This is a genomic window from Dyadobacter koreensis, assembly GCF_900108855.1.
In the GTDB taxonomy this organism is placed as follows: domain Bacteria; phylum Bacteroidota; class Bacteroidia; order Cytophagales; family Spirosomataceae; genus Dyadobacter; species Dyadobacter koreensis.
Map to the genome: position 1 here is coordinate 407,749 of NZ_FNXY01000001.1, position 21,547 is coordinate 429,295.

General features: G+C 41.3%; 15 protein-coding genes and 1 pseudogene. 9 read left to right on the forward strand and 7 right to left on the reverse strand.

The window, feature by feature from the left end:
- The first annotated feature begins 27 nt into the window (after nucleotides 1–27).
- Together BMY70_RS01700 and BMY70_RS01710 are read left to right on the forward strand one after the other, a co-directional pair.
- Nucleotides 28–2,898, forward strand: coding sequence for a T9SS type A sorting domain-containing protein (locus BMY70_RS01700; protein ID WP_090331301.1), 2,871 nt, complete (start codon nucleotides 28–30; stop codon nucleotides 2,896–2,898).
- 1,702 nt (nucleotides 2,899–4,600) lie between these two features.
- The gene (locus tag BMY70_RS01710) at nucleotides 4,601–4,870 is read left to right on the forward strand and encodes a hypothetical protein (protein WP_143072029.1); all 270 of its coding nucleotides are present in this window, start codon (nucleotides 4,601–4,603) and stop codon (nucleotides 4,868–4,870) included.
- Between the two features lie 1,175 nt (nucleotides 4,871–6,045).
- Here BMY70_RS01710 and BMY70_RS01715 read toward each other — a convergent pair.
- On the reverse strand, nucleotides 6,046–7,098 hold the full coding sequence (locus tag BMY70_RS01715; protein WP_090331312.1) for a DUF5694 domain-containing protein: 1,053 nt from the start codon (nucleotides 7,096–7,098) through the stop codon (nucleotides 6,046–6,048).
- Between the two features lie 1,052 nt (nucleotides 7,099–8,150).
- On the opposite strand from BMY70_RS01715, the gene BMY70_RS01720 reads away from it, so the two are divergent.
- Nucleotides 8,151–8,573: a response regulator gene (locus BMY70_RS01720; RefSeq protein WP_090331314.1), complete on the forward strand. Its 423-nt coding sequence runs from the start codon at nucleotides 8,151–8,153 to the stop codon at nucleotides 8,571–8,573.
- 207 nt (nucleotides 8,574–8,780) lie between these two features.
- Nucleotides 8,781–9,206 (forward strand): response regulator, encoded by a 426-nt coding sequence (locus BMY70_RS01725; protein WP_090332565.1) that lies wholly within the window; start codon nucleotides 8,781–8,783, stop codon nucleotides 9,204–9,206.
- Nucleotides 9,207–9,675: 469 nt separating this feature from the next.
- On the opposite strand, the pseudogene BMY70_RS01730 reads toward BMY70_RS01725, so the two are convergent.
- Nucleotides 9,676–9,831 (reverse strand): annotated as a pseudogene (locus BMY70_RS01730) (ATP-binding protein); the annotation flags it as partial.
- A gap of 961 nt (nucleotides 9,832–10,792) precedes the next feature.
- Here BMY70_RS01730 and BMY70_RS01735 point away from each other — a divergent pair.
- The 3 genes from BMY70_RS01735 (at nucleotide 10,793) to BMY70_RS01745 (ending at nucleotide 12,295) form a co-directional block, all read left to right on the forward strand.
- Entirely contained in the window at nucleotides 10,793–11,023 is a 231-nt protein-coding gene (locus tag BMY70_RS01735) for a helix-turn-helix domain-containing protein (protein WP_090331317.1), read from the forward strand.
- The gene (locus BMY70_RS01740; protein ID WP_090331320.1) at nucleotides 11,020–11,352 is read left to right on the forward strand and encodes a HipA N-terminal domain-containing protein; all 333 of its coding nucleotides are present in this window, start codon (nucleotides 11,020–11,022) and stop codon (nucleotides 11,350–11,352) included. The genes BMY70_RS01735 and BMY70_RS01740 overlap by 4 nt, the downstream gene beginning before the upstream one ends.
- 64 nt (nucleotides 11,353–11,416) lie before the next feature.
- Nucleotides 11,417–12,295 carry a HipA domain-containing protein gene (locus BMY70_RS01745; protein WP_229209440.1) on the forward strand — a complete coding sequence of 293 codons (879 nt, stop codon included), beginning with the start codon at nucleotides 11,417–11,419 and terminating at the stop codon, nucleotides 12,293–12,295.
- 275 nt (nucleotides 12,296–12,570) lie between these two features.
- Here BMY70_RS01745 and BMY70_RS30765 read toward each other — a convergent pair whose 3' ends face one another.
- Nucleotides 12,571–12,738, reverse strand: a complete 168-nt coding sequence (locus BMY70_RS30765; RefSeq protein ID WP_177196930.1) for a hypothetical protein — start codon at nucleotides 12,736–12,738, stop codon at nucleotides 12,571–12,573.
- A 175-nt stretch (nucleotides 12,739–12,913) separates the two neighbouring features.
- Between BMY70_RS30765 and BMY70_RS01750 the strand changes: the two genes are divergently transcribed.
- Complete coding sequence (locus BMY70_RS01750; RefSeq protein WP_090331325.1) at nucleotides 12,914–13,207, forward strand: HU family DNA-binding protein; 294 nt, start codon at nucleotides 12,914–12,916, stop codon at nucleotides 13,205–13,207.
- Between the two features lie 393 nt (nucleotides 13,208–13,600).
- On the opposite strand, the gene BMY70_RS01755 is transcribed toward BMY70_RS01750, so the two are convergent.
- The 4 genes from BMY70_RS01755 to BMY70_RS01770 form a co-directional block, all read right to left on the reverse strand.
- Nucleotides 13,601–14,191 (reverse strand): TetR/AcrR family transcriptional regulator, encoded by a 591-nt coding sequence (locus BMY70_RS01755; RefSeq protein ID WP_090331327.1) that lies wholly within the window; start codon nucleotides 14,189–14,191, stop codon nucleotides 13,601–13,603.
- A gap of 463 nt (nucleotides 14,192–14,654) precedes the next feature.
- On the reverse strand, nucleotides 14,655–15,812 hold the full coding sequence (locus BMY70_RS01760) for a sensor histidine kinase (RefSeq protein WP_090331330.1): 1,158 nt from the start codon (nucleotides 15,810–15,812) through the stop codon (nucleotides 14,655–14,657).
- Between the two features lie 27 nt (nucleotides 15,813–15,839).
- On the reverse strand, nucleotides 15,840–16,625 hold the full coding sequence (locus tag BMY70_RS01765; RefSeq protein ID WP_090331332.1) for a LytR/AlgR family response regulator transcription factor: 786 nt from the start codon (nucleotides 16,623–16,625) through the stop codon (nucleotides 15,840–15,842).
- Nucleotides 16,626–16,736: 111 nt separating this feature from the next.
- Complete coding sequence (locus BMY70_RS01770; RefSeq protein ID WP_090331334.1) at nucleotides 16,737–19,868, reverse strand: lantibiotic dehydratase; 3,132 nt, start codon at nucleotides 19,866–19,868, stop codon at nucleotides 16,737–16,739.
- Between the two features lie 484 nt (nucleotides 19,869–20,352).
- On the opposite strand from BMY70_RS01770, the gene BMY70_RS01775 reads away from it, so the two are divergent.
- Nucleotides 20,353–21,543, forward strand: coding sequence for a hypothetical protein (locus tag BMY70_RS01775; protein WP_090331336.1), 1,191 nt, complete (start codon nucleotides 20,353–20,355; stop codon nucleotides 21,541–21,543).
- Nucleotides 21,544–21,547 lie beyond the last annotated feature (4 nt).

Here is a 21,547-nt window from a genome sequence, read left to right on the forward strand (position 1 = left end):
ACAGCCGTTTTTTAAAACTGTAACTATATGAATAGTAAACTATACCTTCTCACCTTGATTTTATCAGCACTTTTCTGCACTAGGAATCCATTGCTTGCGCAGACCACCTGGACCGGCACCGTCGATAAGGTATGGGCAAATCATTCAAACTGGTCGGCAGGCATTCCTGATGCTTTTGATGACGTGACGATTCCCAGTGCGACCAACAGTCCCACCATCAGTTCAGCGGATGCGGCTGCTAAATCTATCAAAATTGGAAGTGGCGGAATGCTGACCCTATCAGCAACAGGAATGCTGACAATCGGCGGCAGCGGCACGCAAGGCATAGAAAATTTGGGAACCGTTGCGAATTCCGGGATTTTACGCATTGGGGGCGCCGCCAGTTACGGCCTTCGAAATGACGGTAAATTTGACAATACAGGCGGACAGATTCATATCGACAGGTCAATAGTGTTCGGCCTTTATAATAGTAGCGGAACCTTTACCAATCAGGGCGATATTACCATCGGCGCATTGGCTGGCAGCGGTTCAAGTGGCATCCGGAACCAAGCAATATTTAATCATATTAGCGGAACGATCCGGATCGATCAGTTTGCCAGTCACGGGATCGATAACAATACTGATGGAGGTAGAAACAATGCAGTTTTCAACAACCGGGCAACCATCATCGTTGGTACCTTGCCTAATACCGGAAGATATAGCATTTTTAACATTGCGGTATTTAATAATTTTGCAGGAAGTGATATTCAAATGGACCGCTGTCCTCTAGACAATGATCCTGGCGGCATCTTTACCAACGAGGCCGTCATTACGCTCGGTGCGACGGTAAGTCCGGGAACAAATGGGCTGATAAACTTGGGCACTTTCAGTAATAATACGGGTGGGGTCATCAACATCGACCGTTCAAGTAACACAGGGATCAGGAATTATGAGCAGGGTATCTTCACTAATAATGCTATCATCAACATTGGCATGACGGCAAGTATAGGGTTAGAAGGGATCGTGAACATGGGTAATTTCAACCATTCAACTGGTCAGATCAGTATCAACAATGCCCGGTCGAACGGGTTGTCCAATGCGGCTGGAGGTGTTTTTAATAATCGTTCAACCCTTGTGATCGGCCCTGCTATCACAGGAAGCGCCTGTTTGAGCAATTATGGAAACTTTAAGAACGATAGCGGGCAGATCAGTATGAATGGGACGGCTTTGAATGGCCTATGGAATTATTTTGATGCTACTTTTTCCAATAAGGCCACTATAACCATTGGAAGCGCTAGTGGCGCAAACGAGCGCGGACTCACAAACAATGGCAGCTTTACCAACCTTTCAGCCGGCCAGATTAAGATTGACCGGTCTACTAATTCCGGCATTCAGAATACCGCAACCTTTGCCAATAAAGGGAATATAACTGTTGGGGGGATAGCCAGTATAGGGTTATACGGCATTAACAATGCCTCTGTTTTTACAAACGATACTGACGGTGTCATCAAAGTGGATCGATGTACCACCTTTGGGGTAAGCAGCCAGACCAGGTTTATCAATAACGGCACGCTTACAATTGGAAGTATCGCCAATGGTGGGACTCAGGGCTTCAGTTTGATAGGGACACTCACAAACAGTGGTCAGATTCATATAGATCGAACTAGTATGGCAGGCATGGCGGTAGTCGGGGAAGGCTCGAAAATGATCAATACCGGCATTGTCAGAATCGGTGCTTTGGAAGGTGTGGGTACAAATGGTATCCATTTGACAGGAGGCCCCGATTTCTTGAATCAGGAGGGGGGGCAGGTGTATATCGACCGGGCAACGACCGGGGTATATGCAGAAAAAAATGCAGCATTTACAAATCTTGCTGATGTTACAATTGGGGCGCTGGCACCGGTTACGCGTCTGATTTATATGCAGGCGGATTCAAGGTCGTCACCGCATTTTTTTCATTTCTTAGGAGCTACCTTGAAAGGTTCTGGCACAATAAGTACAGGATTTTTATGTAATGGGGGGACGCTTTCTCCCGGTATTTTCTTAGGATCGATGACAGTTGACACCCCGGAAAACGGTCTTTTCCATGGTACAATGACCATGGATGTAAACGGAACAGGCACCCCAGGTATCAATTATGATCAGATCACTGCCACAGGCAGGGCTACACTAACCAGAATGGCACTGAAAATTTCCGTCAATTATATCCCGACGCATGGAGATAAGATTACAATACTAAGTGCAACGACAGTTGTAGGTACATTTGAAGAAGTTTCCGGTCTGCCAGACAACTGGAATGTGATTTACACGCCGACCGCTGTTATTCTAAGTTACGAATTGGCGCCTCTTCCTGTCAGCCTAGTTTCTTTTTCCGGAAAAAAAATGAATGACAACCAAAACAAACTGCAATGGATCACAGCCGATGAAAAGGACTTTGACCGTTTTGACATTCAACGTTCAGCGGATGCTAATAACTTTGAAACAATTGGCACATTATCTGGTCTAACAATTGCAAATGAAACGGTTAGCAACCCAGTTGGTCAGGGTTTGCGTACTTATACGTTCACCGATAAGTTTCCTGTTACTTCCAATTATTACCGTCTCAAAATGTTGGATCTGGATGGTACGTTTAAATACTCAAGGATTATTTCAATCAAAAATTTAGCGGAGCGCGCTGTAGTAGGCAGCTTCTATCCCAATCCTGCAAGCGGGCAGGTTTTCATAGATGTCTTCGCAGTGGAAAGCGCAAGATGGACGTTAATCGTATTTGATGCTGGCGGAAAAAGAGTTGGCACACAGATACGTGATCTGCAAAAGGGTATGAACAAAATCAGTATTGACAGTCTGCAGTTGGGAATAAATTTGGTGCGATTTGAACATGGACTATTTTCAGAGGTAAGAAAGGTGATAGGAGAATAACTAACCTACCTTTTTTGGACAGTTGCAAAAAGGTCCTAGGTACCCAATGAACTCCTGTATATGATCCACTACTGGTATGCCTGATGCTTTTGGCTTAAAAATGTGGAAAATACAAATCTCATCACCACAAGACCATAATGAACCTTCCCGCTGCTGGACTTTAAACTGCGTGTCACCAAGACAATCAATATTAATTTTGTGTTTTTCATTATTCAAAAATTTTTGGTAATATGACTTACAGTGGAAAAGCTCGCAAAACAATCGCAGACACTCCTATTTATTTTTGATTTTGTGCAAATTAATGCTTGAGACTCTAATGACTAATATTATGTTTCGGCAGGCAACAAACAAGGAGTAATGAATGTCTTAATTACTTGTTTTAGAAAATCTAAACCCGTTGAGGTATTCAATAACAACGGATTGGGCGATATTATCGTCCGTATTAAAAGGGAAACAAAGTCATTTGTTATTAATATGACCACTTCAAATGGTCGGGATGAGCTCGGTAAATTAGCATATGTCCGGCAACGGTCACGGTCTTTGTTAATGAACTGTTAAACATCGCGCCGGATGTCGGAGGGAAGGAATCCAATCATCAGAATTTCGCTTGTGAAAACATAAGGAAACGCGGTCATAAAGTGGAATCTCAATGGCACCCAAGTACTCGCAAACAGACAATGATAAGGGTTTGGGAATAATGAAATCCGGGAACCATCAAGGATATCGTATATTCTTTGATTGCCGCCTTCCGATCACAACACTACAAATTCAATGACATTGAGCTCTGCCGAGAATACACCTTTCCGGATGATTATCCGAAGATCATTTCAGAGACATCGTATTGTTAGAACAAACCGCAAAAAGGAAAAGACGATTTTATAAACTGTTTCTGGTGAATGTATAATTTGTTTACAGAGAAAAAGGTGAAAAATCACAGGTCAATTGAAATGTGTAATCTGCTTTTTTATGGATCCCCGGCAAAGACAATTCATTTCTGTTTGTAGCGATGAAATCAGCCGCGAAGTTGATCAGAAAGTTTCGAAAAATTTCCTGTATTTGGCGATAGCAAAGATTGAAAAAATGGGCGCGTTAAAACAATAAGCCACTCGATGGCTAAATCGATGGTTCCGCTGAGACAGAGGAATAATTTATATAGGATCATATGAAGCTGAAAACAGGCTAGAACGTCAATGAATGGCGTTATTTCTAATAAATTTCCGTCAAAGCTGCGTGCCGATGCGAAGCTGGCCAGATCCAGTTCAATAGCTTTAATATTGGTATTGTTGCATTGCAGCCGAAACCTTGATTCTAAGGTGTTTGCATTTTTTGATCGCGGCAGCCCAGAATAACACCGTGTTTGGGATCCTTCGCCAGAAGCCTATCCATTTCTAAACCCAGGCCGGAGCTTCGCGGGTAATCACTATGGTTCTCATTAGTCGTAGAATATTCTGTCTAACAATGCAAATGTATCATTCTGGAAGGGCTTTATCAGAAATCCTTTTTTAGATAAGGATCCAAACTATTGCGGCTTATAGAACCAGCTAGTGCACAGGTCAGATCGGGAGTAAAAGCTCTGCTCGATTACCTGATGGTAACATACTCTTTCACTTATCACCCGAAAACCGCTGTCTTTGACGATCTGGTATACTTTTTTTCGAAATTTAGCGCTAAAAAAATTAGCCATTTCAATCTATTATTATTTATGGGAACAGATGTTAAAGTTGTAAATTGGTTTCAGTTTAAAGCGCAACCATCAGCTCAGGAACTTGAAAAACAGCAGCTGATCAAGGAAAGGATTGAAAAATTACAAACACTGGCCGATACCTATAATTTTCATGATGATCCGATGACGCTCCGGATATTTGGTGATTTAAAATCCGGGATTGGTTTTAGTATAGATTGCCCAAAGCCGCAGCTGAAGGACTCGGTAACTAAAATTCTAAGGATGTATCTGAATAGCTGCGATGATTAAACGCGTATTGTTTTGCTGTAACTCTTTTCCCCTTTTAAGAAAATGAGCATCGCAAAATATGTATGTCAACATATGTTAAAGAAAAAACCAATATGCGCCGTAAGTGGAGAATTCGGACGCATTGACACGATGATTCCGTGGCAGATTGACCATTAACAGACAATTACTGGCTATATGCTAAACAATTATCAATCATTTACGCATACTGGTCAATTCCAACCGGAACGAGCTGTCCGAAATTTCCGAATTGGGATGGTCGACGCCTCCGAATTGGAGAATTCGGAGGCGTTGAGCATATGATCCCGTGGCAGATTGACATCAACAGATTATTACTTACCATGGGTTAAATAACTATGAATCATTTACTTAAACAGGTCAATACTAACCGTAACGACCTGTCCGAAATTTCTAAATTAGGCTGGTCAGTGGCTCCGAATTCACCAGATCTTTCTTCAGGAGATAAACTGAACACCTTATGAGCCTATGTACTATCATAGGGTTCATAGGGCCTATGGCCACGTCTTTTGTTGGAGTGTATCTTGAAGCGTTTTTGGATGGCAGTCAAATTTTATTCTGCTGGGAGGGCTGGTACTGATATGTGCTTTTTTAGATTGGATTTTGGGATCAGAAACGCTTCAAAAAACAGTAAAATTCAATTTTCGGAGTTTAGTTGGCATATATCCTACTATGCTCAAAACTTGCAACTTCACGTTAGAAATCTTGATCTTGAGCTTCACATATCGTATTGTGATGATATGCATCATCGAAAATACTTTTAAAATGAAGTCCGTAGTTTCGAGATATTGCTCATTGGTGCTTGGATTCGCCTGGCATTTGGCGGCTTGATAAGTAAAAGAATGATTTTAAGGCCTGCTTTCACTTAAAACAATTATTTTACCTACTGCCTAATCCGTTTTTCTGACTATGCCGCCATGTATGGTGGTCTGACCGGCGATATCGGATATTTCATAGTGTCATTTATCAGTGACGTCATGGTTAAGTTTTTTCCACCCAAACACATGACAAATCTGATTCTCAGTTACCTGACACCAACTATTCTATCTGTGATGATTGTGTTCAATAGCTACCGGTTGTATAAAAGAGAGCATTAGATCTGACACTTTGCATAATTTTAAATTGCACCTAGCTTTTGGCTTTGTCTCTCCAAGAAACAGTTATTTAATTTCATTAATGTTTTTAATCGTCACGTCAGGCATTGTTTTAAATATATTCTGCATATACCAGCGATGATTGGCACCTGCGAGAACGACCACCCTTTTCAAGCCCAATGCCCGCGACCGATTTACAACATTGTCGCACATTACTTTGTTTCTCATTAACCACCAATGGATTTGCGAAAGCATTTCCTCTTTTGGAAATCCTCCAATATCATACATCTCTGGAAAGTAAAAGTCTCCTGAGGAAAAGATCGCAGAGGCTTCGTCAGTATTCAACCACTCCGTTACGTTTTTTGAACTTTTTTCGATACCTGCGTTTTTCAGGAACCCTTTATCTCTCTTAATGAGCAGTGCTTTTAATTCTTTGGCATAGCCTGCAATTGTATCTTCTCTAAATTTTTGAAATTTTTGATGAAAGGCGGCCGAAGATGCTTGCCAGTTTAAATCATAATCCTGGCAATCCATAGGAAGTAATTCCTTGATTTTCATTTCCTGCATGACGGGAAATGAAATGAGTGCGTATTCCGAGGTTTTTAGCCTTTTTATACTTCGCCCTGTGGTATCAAGCCCGGGACTGAGTAATTTGTTGACGTAGTTTTCCAGCGATTTATCAGATGTTTGGCCAAGTTTGCTGAAAACCTGCCAGACCTGGTAGTGCGCATTTGAAACATCCTGGTTTAGGTAATAGGCATGTGCCAGATCTGCCTTTATTTGATAATTATCTGGCCTTCGCTCTGACAATTGTTTTAAGCTATCAATGGTGTTAGGAAGCAGATCCACCGCTATGTCCCGATTTTTCTTTAGAATTTCAAGTCGGCGGATGTTGTCCTGTTTACACCAATAATCCATAACAAGTCGTTCATCTTCCTTACTCAAAAACTCTCCAAAAAAAGCGGTTGGAGCAAATTTCCTGATCTTACCGTAAATAGTTGAAAAGTCCTGCCGGGGGTAGTTGCTGTAATTATGTGAAACGCCTATCAGAACAATGTCCACGTGCTGTGCACATACATTAAGTGATAAGAAAAGAATAATTAAAAAAGAAAATTTCATTGTTGGTGCAATACGGTTATTGAATCAATTTCAATTAAAAATATGAAATTTTTTGTAAGACGACCGGATAAAAAGATGCAACAGCATCCGAAATCAAAAATTCAGTATGATTATTGATACTTCAAAAGTCAATTCAGCACTTATTGTCATCCATGAAGTTCAGAACGTTTGGTAGGTTATGGACCACTCGACGCCAGATTCATCGTATCGCTAAATTTAATTGACACAAACTCAGGCAAATCAATCATGATCGGTAGAAAGCCCGTGAATTTGGCTTATGGTAGATCAGCCACATAAAATGGCTTTCTAACATTCCATTTTCAAATCCTTTACGCCATACCAAACCTGTAAATCTTTTTATAAATGAAAAGTGCGGCAGCACTTCCCCTTTAACAGGCAGAAAGTCCCGTATTTTAGCCTTGCATAAGCGAAATGACCAGCAATAAATGGTCTTGATTTATTTCAAGATTTTACTTTTGAAAATTTATCTTTTTAATGGAAGTATCCCCTGTTCATACCTACGACAAACATTTCCATCACCCCCCTGATGCCGCACGGTCTGATTCCTTAATATTTCAATCAGTTGTCAACATGTACCTATAGGTGATATATTATAAATGTCCAACGCTGTTCAGACCATGCAATATCAAAACAGTCAGTTTGTGCAGGCAGACTTTTTGTTTCAGAGAGATAGATTGATTCTACAATATATACCAGCACGAATTGGTAATTAATACAGCTAATTTATCAAGGCAGATAGTTTAAGTATGACCTATAACAAAGCTGATCGACGTATTCTCCTACCAACGAAGCGGCAAGAATATTTGGCTGAACAGATTCAGAAAATCAGTGACCACTTCGAGCAATACTTAACGAGCTTAAAACCAATTAGATGGTGTAAGGAATGAAATAAGTTGAACGGACAGGAATTGCTGATAAGAAACAAGAAGTGCCCTTCAATTCATGAGAATCACAGTTATTTAACCGGAAGCTATCAACTAGGTCAAACCGGATAAGGCACTTGGTAATGTATCTATCAAATTAATAAACTTATGAATAAAAATGGACCAGTTATCATTATCGAAGATGACAGTGAGGATAAGATTTTGCTGAAAGAAGTATTTAAAAAACATACCTACCCGAATGAGATTATTTACTTTTCGGATGGTCAGAAGGCTTTGGATTTTCTTATTGAAGAGGATGTTTTACCTTTTCTTATCCTTTCAGATATTAACATGCCAAAGCTAAATGGGTTTGAGCTCCGAAAGAAAATCTATGAGGACGCGCGGTTGCAAGAAAAATGTATCCCCTATCTATTTTTTTCAACCGCGGCCAGCCAGCAATATGTGATCGACGCATACAGTCTATCGGCTCAGGGATTTTTCGTAAAGCAGTCTACTTTTGGTGAGCTCGAAAAAACTATAGTGTTAATTATGGAGTACTGGAAAAGGTGTGCTGCTCCTAACAATTTTTAGCGGTGGTACTAGTAAAGATCTTACTTATCCCGCACCACTTTGCCAGTTGGTAAAAAAACTCATTCAAAGAAGCAGTAATTAATCAGGGCTAAAAGCTGTGAGAATATATTTAATTGTATACTTTGAGCAAAAAAATTAATACCTAGTGTTGAAATGGCCCGGTTATTTTGGAAATCAAAATTAAAACTTAAACCATATGCTCAGATCATGAATAAGGACGGCGAAATTATCATTATAGAAGATGATGAAGATGATCGATTTCTATTAGAAGAAGTTTTCAATGCGCTTCAATATCCAAATAAAAGAGTCTATTTCCCTGATGGTCTGGCAGCACTGGAATATCTTCACAGTAATACATCTGGACCTTTCATCATTCTTTCCGACATTAATATGCCGCGCTTGAACGGTCTTGAGCTCAGGAATAAACTTCAAACCGATGCAGCGCTAAATCTTAAGTGTATACCGTATCTATTTTTTTCAACCGCCGTCAATCAAAAGGTTGTCATCGATGCATACAGTTCTTCGGCGCAGGGATTCTTTGTAAAGCAAACCAGTTTTGCTGAGCTACTTGATACGATTACTGTTATTATTGAATACTGGAAGAGATGTGCCGCTCCAAATAATTTTACATAAAATTTTTAATTCATCAATAACTGTTTATCAGTCATCGTTCTTTGGCTGTTCTGTTAACATTTTCCTGCAATATCTAATAAATTACTTATTACATCGGCCAAAATCAAATCAGCCGGATAACAAGACTGTTATCTCTACTCATACTGGCGAATTCCGCATCAGCTTTTCAGCGAATACACAGCATTATCAATTGAATATCTCCCATGTAAAAGTTGATAACCAACAAAGCTGATCAGACAGCTACTAAAACAAGCATACCTTGCTGCCTTCCACGGTGCATTCATCGGAAAAGTCGGGATATTTAAAGCGGTTGTTTATTTCAGTTGAAAAGTATACCATTTTACTTGTGTTTACAACAGCAAACCATCTTCTGGGGTACCCACAGAAGATGGTTTGCTCGGGGCTCTGATTTTTGTTTTGTGCTTCATTTCGCGTTCATTAGTTTGGTTTCTTTCAGGCGGTATAATCCTCAATTCATATTGACAAGGTAGGCTTTATGCGTCATGTGGTCTACCAGTGCTGCTGTGAGCACCGGATCTCCAAAGATCTCTTCCCAGCGTTCGAAGCCCAGATTGTGAGTGATAATGGTAGACTTTCTTCCGGTACGAAGTGAGAGGTGATTGAATAATAATTCAGATCCCTTCTAGTCAAAGGAGATGTAGCCGAAGGCACGGATTCGCTGGTATATATTCTGATTCCGTTCCGTTCGGCGAAATAGTTTTCTTCCCTATCCAAAAAACTATCCGCGGATAATAATGATCAGAGCGCAGTAGATGACTATTTAAATTCCAGCTTTAAAACCCGGTTTTTAAACATATTGAATCCATTTTGATGGAATGTATTGCCGGAATGCCAATGCTGAAGATTCCGGATCTATAAAGAACACCCTCTTAACGGGTGTTTGAATTAAGAAGGTACGAAGCTGCGAGTGAAAAACTACTGAGTCCAAATAAATCTTAATTTATCTAACATGAGGGATACTTCCCTTAAGGTCTTAATGTAGACTTACCATTTTTAATTCAATAGAAGTTTAGACTAAAATATTGTTTTGAGGTCTGAGGTCCTTGCAAGTTTATCAAGTCGGCTCTAAGTCACTACCGCCACATGGATCTTACTTTTTTTAGAAACGAAATCCGGATTTAAAACAGCAAATTATACATAACCCAAAGAAGTGTTCAATAAAAAAACAATCATCTTTTCAGAAAAGCAGTTGAGAAGTTGGAGCATTCGGATGCGTTGGACAGATGATTCCGCAGCAGCATGAACCATCACCTGACTATTATTCACCATATGCTAAATATTTATCAGTGATTTACTTAGCTTGGTCAAGTTCAACCGAAATGAGCTGCCCTCAATTTGCGAATTGGTGTGATCAGTGACTCCGAGTTCTGCATAACAAAAAACATAATATGTCCATGTGTACGAATGAGGTGGCCTGTTAGAAATAGTCAACTCAAATACACAGATTATAACATATAGATGTTATATGTAAATGAATATAATTATGCATGAATAATATAGACTTGTATGCATTTGCATATAAATTTGAGTATCTTTACATAGTTATATGCATAAACATATAAGTCATGGAAAGACTCCCAGAATTTGTTAAGCAAAAAAGGAAACATGCCCAATTGACTCAGGAAGACCTGGCGTCTAGATCTGGGGTTGCACTTACGGTAATCAGAAAAATTGAGCAGAATAAAGGAAATCTCAATCTTGAAAAAGTGAATCAGGTACTTCGAATGTTCGGCCATGAGCTAGCTCCGGTAAGTAGTAAAGATCTGAATTCAAGCAACCAGGAGCAGCCGTTATGAGACAGGCAAAGATATTTTATAAGGACATAGAAGCAGGACATCTTACTGAGACAGACGACGGTCTTTATCAGTTTCGCTATCTGAACGAATACATAGAGAACTATCCGAATCAATTTATCAGTTTTTCTATGCCGGTAGTCTATACCATTTATACGGACAAACGCCTTTTTCCTTTTTTTGACGGACTTATTCCGGAAGGATGGCTTTTAGATATTGCGTCAAAAAGCTGGAAAATAAACCTAAATGACCGTATGGGACTTTTGTTGGTTTGTTGCCGAAATTGTATTGGCGCTGTGAGTGTAATACCAATCGCAGACGATGATGAGTAACTGTTTATATTGCTATAAGCCGTTGGATAAACAAGCATCAGGCGATTTTCACGAGGCTTGCAGTATGAAGTTTTTTAGGACAAAGACGCCGCCTATTTTTGATTATTCGCTTGCTCAGATGAAAGATCTGGCCAAAGATGTAGTCGAGCGCAGTGTTACAGTACCGGGTGTGCAACCAAAATTGTCTTTAACGATCGTTAATGAGGCATTTGAAAACGGGCGCAAAAAACGATTGACAATCGTTGGAGCACTTGGCGGAAATTTCATCTTGAAACCACCGTCTTCAAATTATCCTGAAATGCCTCAGAACGAGCATGCAACCATGCGTATCGCCGAAGAAGCCTTTGGCATGCGTACATTTCCTTCCAGTCTGATCCGACTGCAGTCTGGAGAACTGGCATATATTACCAAACGTATCGATCGGACTGACGATGGAGACAAAATCCACATGCTTGATATGTTTCAGATCCTGGAAGCTTTTGATAAGTACAAAAGTTCGATGGAGCGTGTTGGCAAGGCAATAAATACCTACTCAGCTAACACACTTCTTGATCTATTGTATTATTTTGAATTGACTATGTTCAGCTTTCTGACCGGTAATAACGATATGCACCTGAAGAACTTTTCAATGATCAATGATGGTAGTGACTGGACTTTAGCTCCTGCTTATGATCTGTTAAATGTGCGTATCGCTAATCCTGATGATAATGAAGAGCTGGCTTTAACGCTGAATGGCAAAAAAAGAAAATTGAAGCTAGAGCATTTTATCGAGTTCGGACTAGGATTGGGCCTAAACGAGCGGCAAATACAAAACACTTTTAATAGATTTAAAAACAAAAAAGACGTTGCTTTCAAGTGGCTGGATAATTCATTTCTCTCAAATGAATACAAAATATACTACAAAGACATCATGAGTGAAAGATATTCGATTCTGAAAATGTAATAGAAGTGATTTACATTCCTAGCGCAAGACAGATAGAACTAGCTAAAAAAAACACCAAATCTGGCAAAAGATTAACTTTTACTACCAAACCCAAACTTCCTTAAACGCTCGCTGCCAAATTCATCTCCTAAATAATTAAAAGGAATTATTCGGCAACATCAGTCTTTTTTGATCGTAACTACTGTTTTCTGAGCTTTTAAGGATGGTTGATGTGGCTCCAAAAACCGGCACACATTTTTGCACGTCTTGATGCTGAATGAAAAACAAAAGACCAATTAAGGTTCGCGGATGCTAGTTTGCTGATTGTATTCAGCAATATCTCCAATTGAACTGCTGCTTAAATACCTAAAAAATTCTTGTTCAAACATATTTGCTTCGTGCAATAATAATGAGTCAAATAAGATATCTTTCTGGTAAAAATCGGTTTCAAAATTTTTTGCCATTTTTTCATAGGGATCAATTGATAGATGTCTTCATGACTGAGCATTTTTGACTTAGTTTTTTTTAAGAGCAGCAAGGTTTGAATGCTAATAATACATTTACGGTAACCAAAACCGAAAATTTAGATATCTAACGCTTTGGTCATACATTTGTTCTTTTAATTTTATAAATGCACTAATGACAAAAGCAGATACAGTCCAGAAAATTGTAGAAAAAACCGGCATACAGAAGGAACACGTTGAAAAAACCCTGGAATCGTTTTTTTTAACGATAAAAGATTCAATGGAAAATGGTGAAAATATCTATTTCCGCGGCTTTGGAAGTTTTATAAATAAGAAAAGAGCGGCAAAGACGGCCAGAAATATTTCAAAAAATACGACGATCATTGTTCCTGCGCAGATAATCCCACATTTTAAGCCATCGGATGATTTTATAAAATTGGTTAAAGAAGGATATCTTCAGCTGACGTAAGAATTCATCGTTAGCATTCATGTAAGAAAGCCCTGGAGAATCACCGCCATGGCTTTTTTACTTAGAACAAGTGTCTAAATGATAAATATATTGCAAATCAATAAGTTAACATCATCCGACATTTTTCGTCTAACTCCATTAATGACGCTGGAAGTAATGGGAATTTTTGCGTATTTTGCGATATACGCCAGAGATATAAACATGAGAATCAATGATTCACTTGTGTTTACTTGACTTTGAAACTTCTAAATGGGAAGGAGTCTGCTCCGATCAACTTAGCTCCAAGTACTTTTTCATAAGAAGACAATTATTTAAAAGTTCCTAAGATATGCTCCAAAGTCCCGCAGCTGATTCAAAGCCTTTTCGTTGACACAGACTCGGCCTAAGCATGAATCAGGTGAATGGACCACAGTTTTTTAAAATCTTTTCGACAGCATTCCGAAGGCTTTCAAATTCGGATTCATTAGAAAAATCTCTGCCGAGCGGGCCAGCCTGCATACCGCTTTGCAGGATTAAATATATGAAAGCACTGCACATAATTAAGCTTATACAATTATTTGATTTTCTGGCAGCAGGTCCTATTAATGCCCGGTAAAATAGCTGAGTTACAAAAATATTTGCCGCACGCTCGGTGCACACCTGGCTTATTTCCCACTGCAGAACACAGACCAACTGCTGGCTTGCCGCAAGCTCACCGAGCAGTTTGACTATATTTGAAGAATTATCTTCTGTGCCATTTGCAGCCCCTAACCAAGTAACCTGCTGGCGTACACGCTCGATTAAAACCGTTTGTATATACCGGCTTAATAAGCCATCTAGGTCGCCAAAATATCTGTATATCAAAACCTTATTATGGCCAGATACTCTTGCCACCTCGTTAATACCTACTGCATGGATACCAAACTGTTCAATAATTTCGCCTGTCGCCTCCAGAATACGAGCTTGGGTGCGCTGCTTATTTCGGGTTTTAATTATGCGAGTCATATTTGAGTTTTTTCATCTGTTAAGGTTTTTTTACTGTATCAAGCGCAGAACTAGTGCAAAGTTCGGCGGCAAATGACTTTCAGGGACTGCATGCTGTAAATCGAATCGCAACCAGCACTCCCGAAGCCACTTCCATGAATCATCATCTTTACTAAGAACAGCTCAGGATCACCAATCAGTATTTCGTAGCCTGGTACTGATCTGGTCCATTGAGTGCCCCTACCTGTCTGTACCAAGGCAAGTAATTCCACTGGTTGTCAGGGTTGTGGTACTGGCCAGGTTCATTGTGTTTTTGTCCGGTAGCCTCTGTAGCCTGACGATGGTATACCTTTTCGCTTTTCTGGTTTTTGTGGAGTCATTCGCTTGCATCGTATTATGCATTAAATTGTTGATAAATAAGCCGCTCAAATCAAGTCAAAAAACCGGATATGGTTTTCTTTTTTATACGAACGCCTGTATTTTATTAGACCGGATGTGTTGTTTTGTCAATTAACGGAATTTTCAAATAGACAGAGAATTCTTTTTCAGACTCCGTAATTTCTAAAATATACTCATCCTTGAAGCGAAGCCGGAGAGTCTGGCGTATATTTTCCAAGCCTATCCCTTTGTCAGGCTTTTGATTGAAAACCGGGTCTGTGACAGGTTTGGAGTTTACGACTGTACAGACAAGAAATCCATTCGCAGTGGTGCATTCGATTAACACATAGGATTTGCCGTGCGTGGCATGTACTCCATGTTTAAATGCATTTTCAATTAATGTGACAAGCACGAGTGTTGGGATCTGGTACTGATCTCGGTTGGGACACTCGTTGATAAAAACGATTTTGGTTTTGTGCCCCGTTTGCCTAGATGAAAGCTCTAAATACTGGCTGACAAAATTCAATTCTTTTGACAAATCTACCAGATCACCGGAGATATCATAGATGGCAAACCGTATCATGTCGGCCATTTGCATAAGATAACGTGAAGCCTCCGAACAATAATTACTCAACTCCCGTGACGCACCATTGAGTAAATTAAATATAAGATGCGGTGTCAGTAGGGTTCGAAGCTTAATGAGCTCTTGCTTTAGTTTCTGATTTTCCCTAACAGATTCCTTCATCACCAAATGGATACCATATTTCATCATTTTTATACCCAGTGGAAAAGCCAGTAGCTGCAGCTCCGAAATATCGATAATCAAAGATCTCCAGAACTTTCCTTTTTCATTGTTTAGCGGATTCAAAAAAAAATAGGCTCCTTTCTGAAAACCTATTGTAAGACGTGTTATTCCAAATAAATGGTCATACAGTGGATATAAAAACACATTGATCAAGTGGGCGACCATCAAAAGCCCTAACCCAAGAAGAAGCAGGCGCCAGACGCCTTCTACATGCTTTCTTAATCCGCGAAAAAGACCTACCGTCACATAATAAAGCAATGAAAAACGAATATAATAGATGACGTAAGCCTGACGAAGCACAGGATCACTGAGACGATCGTCAAATCCGGCTAGAAAAAGCATCAGGTGAAATCCGACAAAGGATGCCCAAAAAACTAAATGTATCAGGAGCCTTCGCTGGAAAGTTTGTGGGAAAAGAACCTTTTCGTAGGTTCTAAGTTCTTCGGTGAGTGCTAGCATACTCAAAAAGGTTTTAAGGTAAATGTTTTATGAATCTGTGAGCTCGTCCAGTATTTGATTCAAATCCATACCGTGAGGGATGGTGTACTGTTTTTTATTGCTTAGGATGACCGTACGGTTGGCGATTTGGGTAACGAATGCTTTATTTATAAGAAATGATCGGTTGATCTTAACAAACCACTGGCTGGGTAGTAACTCCTGAAAGATCCCAAGACTGCCATAAGTCATTAGGAAACTCTCTCCGTAATGAATTTTTGCATAGTCCTTTGCTCCTTCAACCGCGTAGATTTTGTCAAAGGCGACTCTGATGTGCTTCTTCTCACACCAAACCCATAGGTCCCTTGCAGTACAAAAGGATTTGACCCGGCTATTAACCGCTACTTCTCTAATGGCCGGGTCGAGTTTTTCGGTTTCGGGCTGCAGGATCCTGGGAACGCTCAGCTCCTTTATTTTCGAGGCTGCACGAATTAAGGGGGGAAGCGAGAACGGTTTCAAAAGGAAATCAACCACCTGGTATTCATATCCGTCGATGGCATAGGAAGAATCACCGGAAATCATAATTACATGCGGCCTGGGGTATGGGAGCAATTTCAGTAATTCCAGTCCGGATAGTCCAGCCATATTGATATCTAAAAAAATTACGTCCGGTTTTTCCCTGGCAATTCTTTCCAAAGCCTCAATTCCGCTGTAGCACCGGTCCAGATAAACCATCCAATTTATTTGATTTATCAGTGCCTCTAAAACATCATGGGCAGTGGAATCATCATCAATTACCAGGCAGGTAAATTTTGCAGCCTTTTCTCGCGTGTTCATCTTGCAATACGTCTATTGTGGGTAGTAAACTTGCTTGCACCTATCAAGGCACATAATCTATTCATTCTAAGATAAGTGTTACACCGGACACAACAAACAATAAGCAAACTTTTATTTGGCATTTTTGATATTTTCCAATCTTTTCACACTGGATTTATAAAATTTATATAGATAATATAGAATAACAGGTTCCTGCTCCAAAGGCCGGCACAGAAGTACCCGATTTAAAAACATATGGATTACACTCGTGATAGCGCTTGTCCTGTCTGCTGACAAGGCGCTCAGGCCGCTACCGGCTATCAGTGAACGCATGGCTAAGGAGCGGTTTTTAAAAATCAACATGACCGGCTCGTTTTCCGAATGATTTTTAAGGTTCATAAACGAAAGTATCTGCCTGCTTTGTTGACGGTACTTATCATTGAGCCTAATGAGCACGTTCTTATCATCCCCAAATAAATCCATTAGTTGCAGGTAATGCGCAGCTGCCAGGTCAAGTTTTTGGTAGAGTGTTAAACCCAGGTCATCCATCAGTAGATCCGCTCCCAGAAGGGCTGTCAGCCAACGGTCGCTTTCTGAATGGTCATTGGAGCGCCACAAGGTAAGCAGTGCAGCTACGGCGACACTGTCATGATAAAAAATAGACTCTGCTGTTTCAATGCCAAGGCTGGCATAGCGCTGCGTTTCCCTTTGATAATCGTCGATCTGCATTCTGAAAATGATACCACTGTTGAGCAAATCTTGCAGACGATACTGAATCCTGTGAAGTGCAGCTGCCCAGGAATCATCGCTGACACCGTTTAGCCGAAGGCGGATATGCTGATCTGGATCCTGATACCTAAGATAGAACCATTGCCGGATGACTCCGTCTTTTAGAAGCTCTGTGCACAAGGGAAATAGCAAATCAACCAGTATGGTTTCTAATCCTACCGCAGAACTATACAGTTTCATAGACAGCCATTTGCTGCCAATAGGGAAATTCTTAGTATCATATTGCGCGACGGAATGCGTATCCCCCACCCTTTCTGCCGGTGTGTGCGGATAAAAAAAGGGAATCACCACTTCATTCGTATAAGTTCCCAAGCTGTCCTTTAAAAGTCCTTGCCGGCTTGCAAACAAAAACTCTTTAAGCTTAACGGACTTATCGGTTTCAAGCATATGCTGCAAAATCTGCATCGCAGGCGCGCATTGCAGATCAAGCATCAGTTCCTGATCGCCCTGGCAAACTAAAACCAGGGCAGGAACCGAGCGGTGGGCCGCAAACGCGCGCCATTGGCTAGAAAAATCATGAACCCTTCCGTTTTCCAATTGAAAGTCTGCAATCGAAATATTCCACTCGGCCAGACTCAGTATCAAATGCTTGTATTGAACACGCGGAAGAAAAGCAGGCATTTCAGAAAGTTGCCAATCCCACCTCCCAGGCAATGGATTTTCAGCTGAGGCAACATCGCATAGAAAACGATATACCGGAAGACCATTTTGGAAATTATGCGCATTGCTTTGGCAAGGAATAATGCGCTTATTTAAACGGCGGCTGCGAAGCACCACCTGCCGGCCATTAAAAACAGATACCATCAGGTCTTCCAGTAAAATCTGATTGGTTTCTGGCAGCGTACTTTTGACCAAATACACAATTTCGTAGTCATACAGCTGTGCTCGTTTTAACACATCTGCAGCTTGCAGATCAGGGATATGTGTGATTTCCGCAAAGATAACATCTGTACGCCGAAGCTGCCTTTGCTCTGCTGCCTGACGCATACGGCTTGCTAACGCCTGGTCTGCAAGGGTAAATCTGCCCATGAGCTCAAAGCCAGAACTACCTGCTGCATATTTAAGTAGAAACTGATACGCGTTCTGATCAAAATGGTCCTGATCTTCACAAAGAATACTCCCCATTAAATAAAAATCATCCTGTACAGCCGGCCGGGTTGCCAGTTGATTCAAGTGATCATCATTCAATACAAGTGGTTCAAATGCATCCTTTGAATACCCCCTAAGCAGGCTTTCTTTAAAAGCCGCCAGGCTCCCTTGCCCTATTTTTTGCTTCTTTTGTTCAGCCCCCTGTCTTAGGCCTTCTAACAACGGAAGCTCACCGGCTGAGGCTGCCAGCAGATCTCCGTAACCAATCCCTGATTCAAAGTCCAGTGCCTGAACCAGTGGCACTTCCCTGTTCTCATATCGCCGGAAAAACTCCGCTTTGAATCTGTCAAGATCAGATAGTACGGCTTGGCTACCCAGTAGATACTGCACCCTTTCATACTGCTGTCCGATCTGCTTCACTGCGGCCGAGCCAAGACGATTTTGCCAGGTATTGAACTTTAAATCCACGTTAATAAAATCTTGATGACTGTGACTTTGAAAAGTAAGGCGCGGCAGCATCTGCCCGAGCCTGCCGCCAATCTCCCAAGCAGGCAGCGTGCTGCGAAGAAGAACTGTCAGCTCTGCCAGATTCAGGATGCTGGCCGCAGCAGCGCCCTTTGTTTGGCTCAGTTCGCTATATACTCTTTGCAGATATTCGGGGCCGGTCACATTCAAGTCCAAGGCGCTTACCAGTACCTGATATTCGATCAGATCCAGCAAATAGCGGCGTGCAGCACGCGCAGGCATGTAGACGGATGCTGCCTGAACAAGTTGATCCAGTCGGGCACCACCGTTGCATGAAGTCAGGATGCAGTCCAAAATTGCGTCCGCCTCTATGGCCATAAGTACTGCCTGCTGCTGACCAGCGTCGGTAGTTCGCTCAATATAGCGGTAGGTGTCCCCCTGACGGTACAGACTGGAATTTCTATAAAACTTTACCTGATCCACAACAGCATCTTGGGCGAGCAAAAACTTTTGAATCTTGCCTTCTATGGCAGCGGAAAGATGCATTATACCTTGCAAGGGCTTGTTAGCATCAAAAACAATACAGGTGTTATTTGAAACGTCTCCACAAAAAATGCCAGCAAAATAACCGAAGGGTGTGGCTCTGGTGCTCATGCGTATCAAATACCGATATAAAGCAAGCAGCATTTTTTCTGTTGGTTTATGCCCATTAGGCTGGTCTGACTCAGTGAGCGCATGAAAAAGATTATCAGAGGCCAGGTAGACTGCTTGCCGAAGCAAAGGATCCGAAAATACGCCGAGCAGATTCTTTTCAAAATCGCCCGGGGCCAATTGAAGGTTCCGGTTGAAATCTAAAATCGCCTCGATGGGCATTAGAGGCCTGCGGATCATGAAATATCCTTGCGGTTCAATGTTTTTCATACATCTTCCAGTTTTGTTTTGAAGATCAATCTTCAAAACAAACTGCGAAGCTGCACTTTTTTTATACCGGCTACTACTGATTTTTATACGAACGTATGTGGTTGTACGACAAACTAAAAAAGTAGCATTTCAGTCAACCCATTACATATAACCGGATATCATTGCACTAAAACAAAAGTTCTGGCCGCTTTTAAAAATCAATTGTTAATCATTCGAAAGCCGTATTCTGCAATTTCGCCCAACCTTCTTACAGCCCCCCCCTTTGCCTTCCCTTCTTATTGCAACAACTTATAAGCTATGCCGGTTATCCCCAAAAAAGAAACCGGTTCATTCGTATAACCAGCGGGTTTATCGGTATACAAAACAGGTGGACATCGTATAAAATAGTTGACTTACACCCAGAAGCTTTGGAGTTTTATACGCATTCAAAAGCGCCCAGCACATCCTCATAATTCATACGTAACCCACAAAACCATGCAGCAAGATGGAGGAAACCAATGCGCTCAAATGGCTCGAGGATCTGATCGAAATCAGGATTAATCCAGCCAAAACAAATGTAAATCAATTATCTGAACACCAAATCAAGACCATGCTACAAACTTTTGAACTTAAAAAACATATCCTGCAAAACCATCTGCGTAGCCTGGCGAGACATCCCACCCACTCAGCGCGTCAGCGTGTCAAACAGAGCCGAATTGACCAGACCCTTCGGGCCCTTAACAAGGCAGCCTATGAGCATTACCAGTCTCCTGCGATTGTCAGTGATCCGGCAAAAACATTGTTCCTGGCCATTACAGAAGGAATCGGAGAACTGATCATTTTCTTAGATTTGAACGGAAAATCCCCGGTTGACATCGACCAAATAATACCGATCCAGTATCTTGAAGAATGCCGTGCGCTGCTCAGCGCGCGCATCAGCGGTATACAACCGGTACTGATGGCGACGGTAAGTGATTCTGGGCTGTTAGCGCTGATCCTTGACAGCTTTCATGATTTAACACTGAACCGACCCCTACCCTACACCTTCCGGGATCTTCACTACCGCAAAGCCCTGGTGAATAGCCTGGATACCTTGATACGGCAGCCCGGCCAGCCGCGTTTGGATCAGCAGGTGATTGCGCTGCTGGTTTATTATAATTTTAATAAAAAGACTTTCGCATCCTACTACACCGCGCTTATTGCCAACAATATGCAAGCAGCTGGTTCAGAATCCGCTAGATTCGAACTTCTTCTTTTTGAATATAAGAATTTTAAGCAGCTTCCTAAAAAAACCGGTATCAGGCTCACGCCAACATCGCCGGATTTAAAAAAAATGATTGGCCGTTGGTTTAGTCACGAGATCAGCTACCTGAAAAACAAGACCCGTTGGATCATTCCGGCGGGGCACCCCACCATTCCCGCTGACGACAATTCCTCTATCGATCCAAAAATAAAACTAGACATGAGTGTTGATCAGATTGCGGTGCTCATCCGGGTACTGCTCGACTGCGGGGTGGTCCGAAATGTTTCCACCAGTGAACTATGCCGACAGATAAGCCGGTGGATCAAGACTGAAAAAGCCGAGCATATTTCAGCCGACAGTCTGCGGCGAAAGGTCTCCAGCCCAGAGGACCGAGACAAACAGCAGGTCCTTGCAATACTTGAAAAGCTATGTGCTTCCCTGAAACAATTCTAGCCAC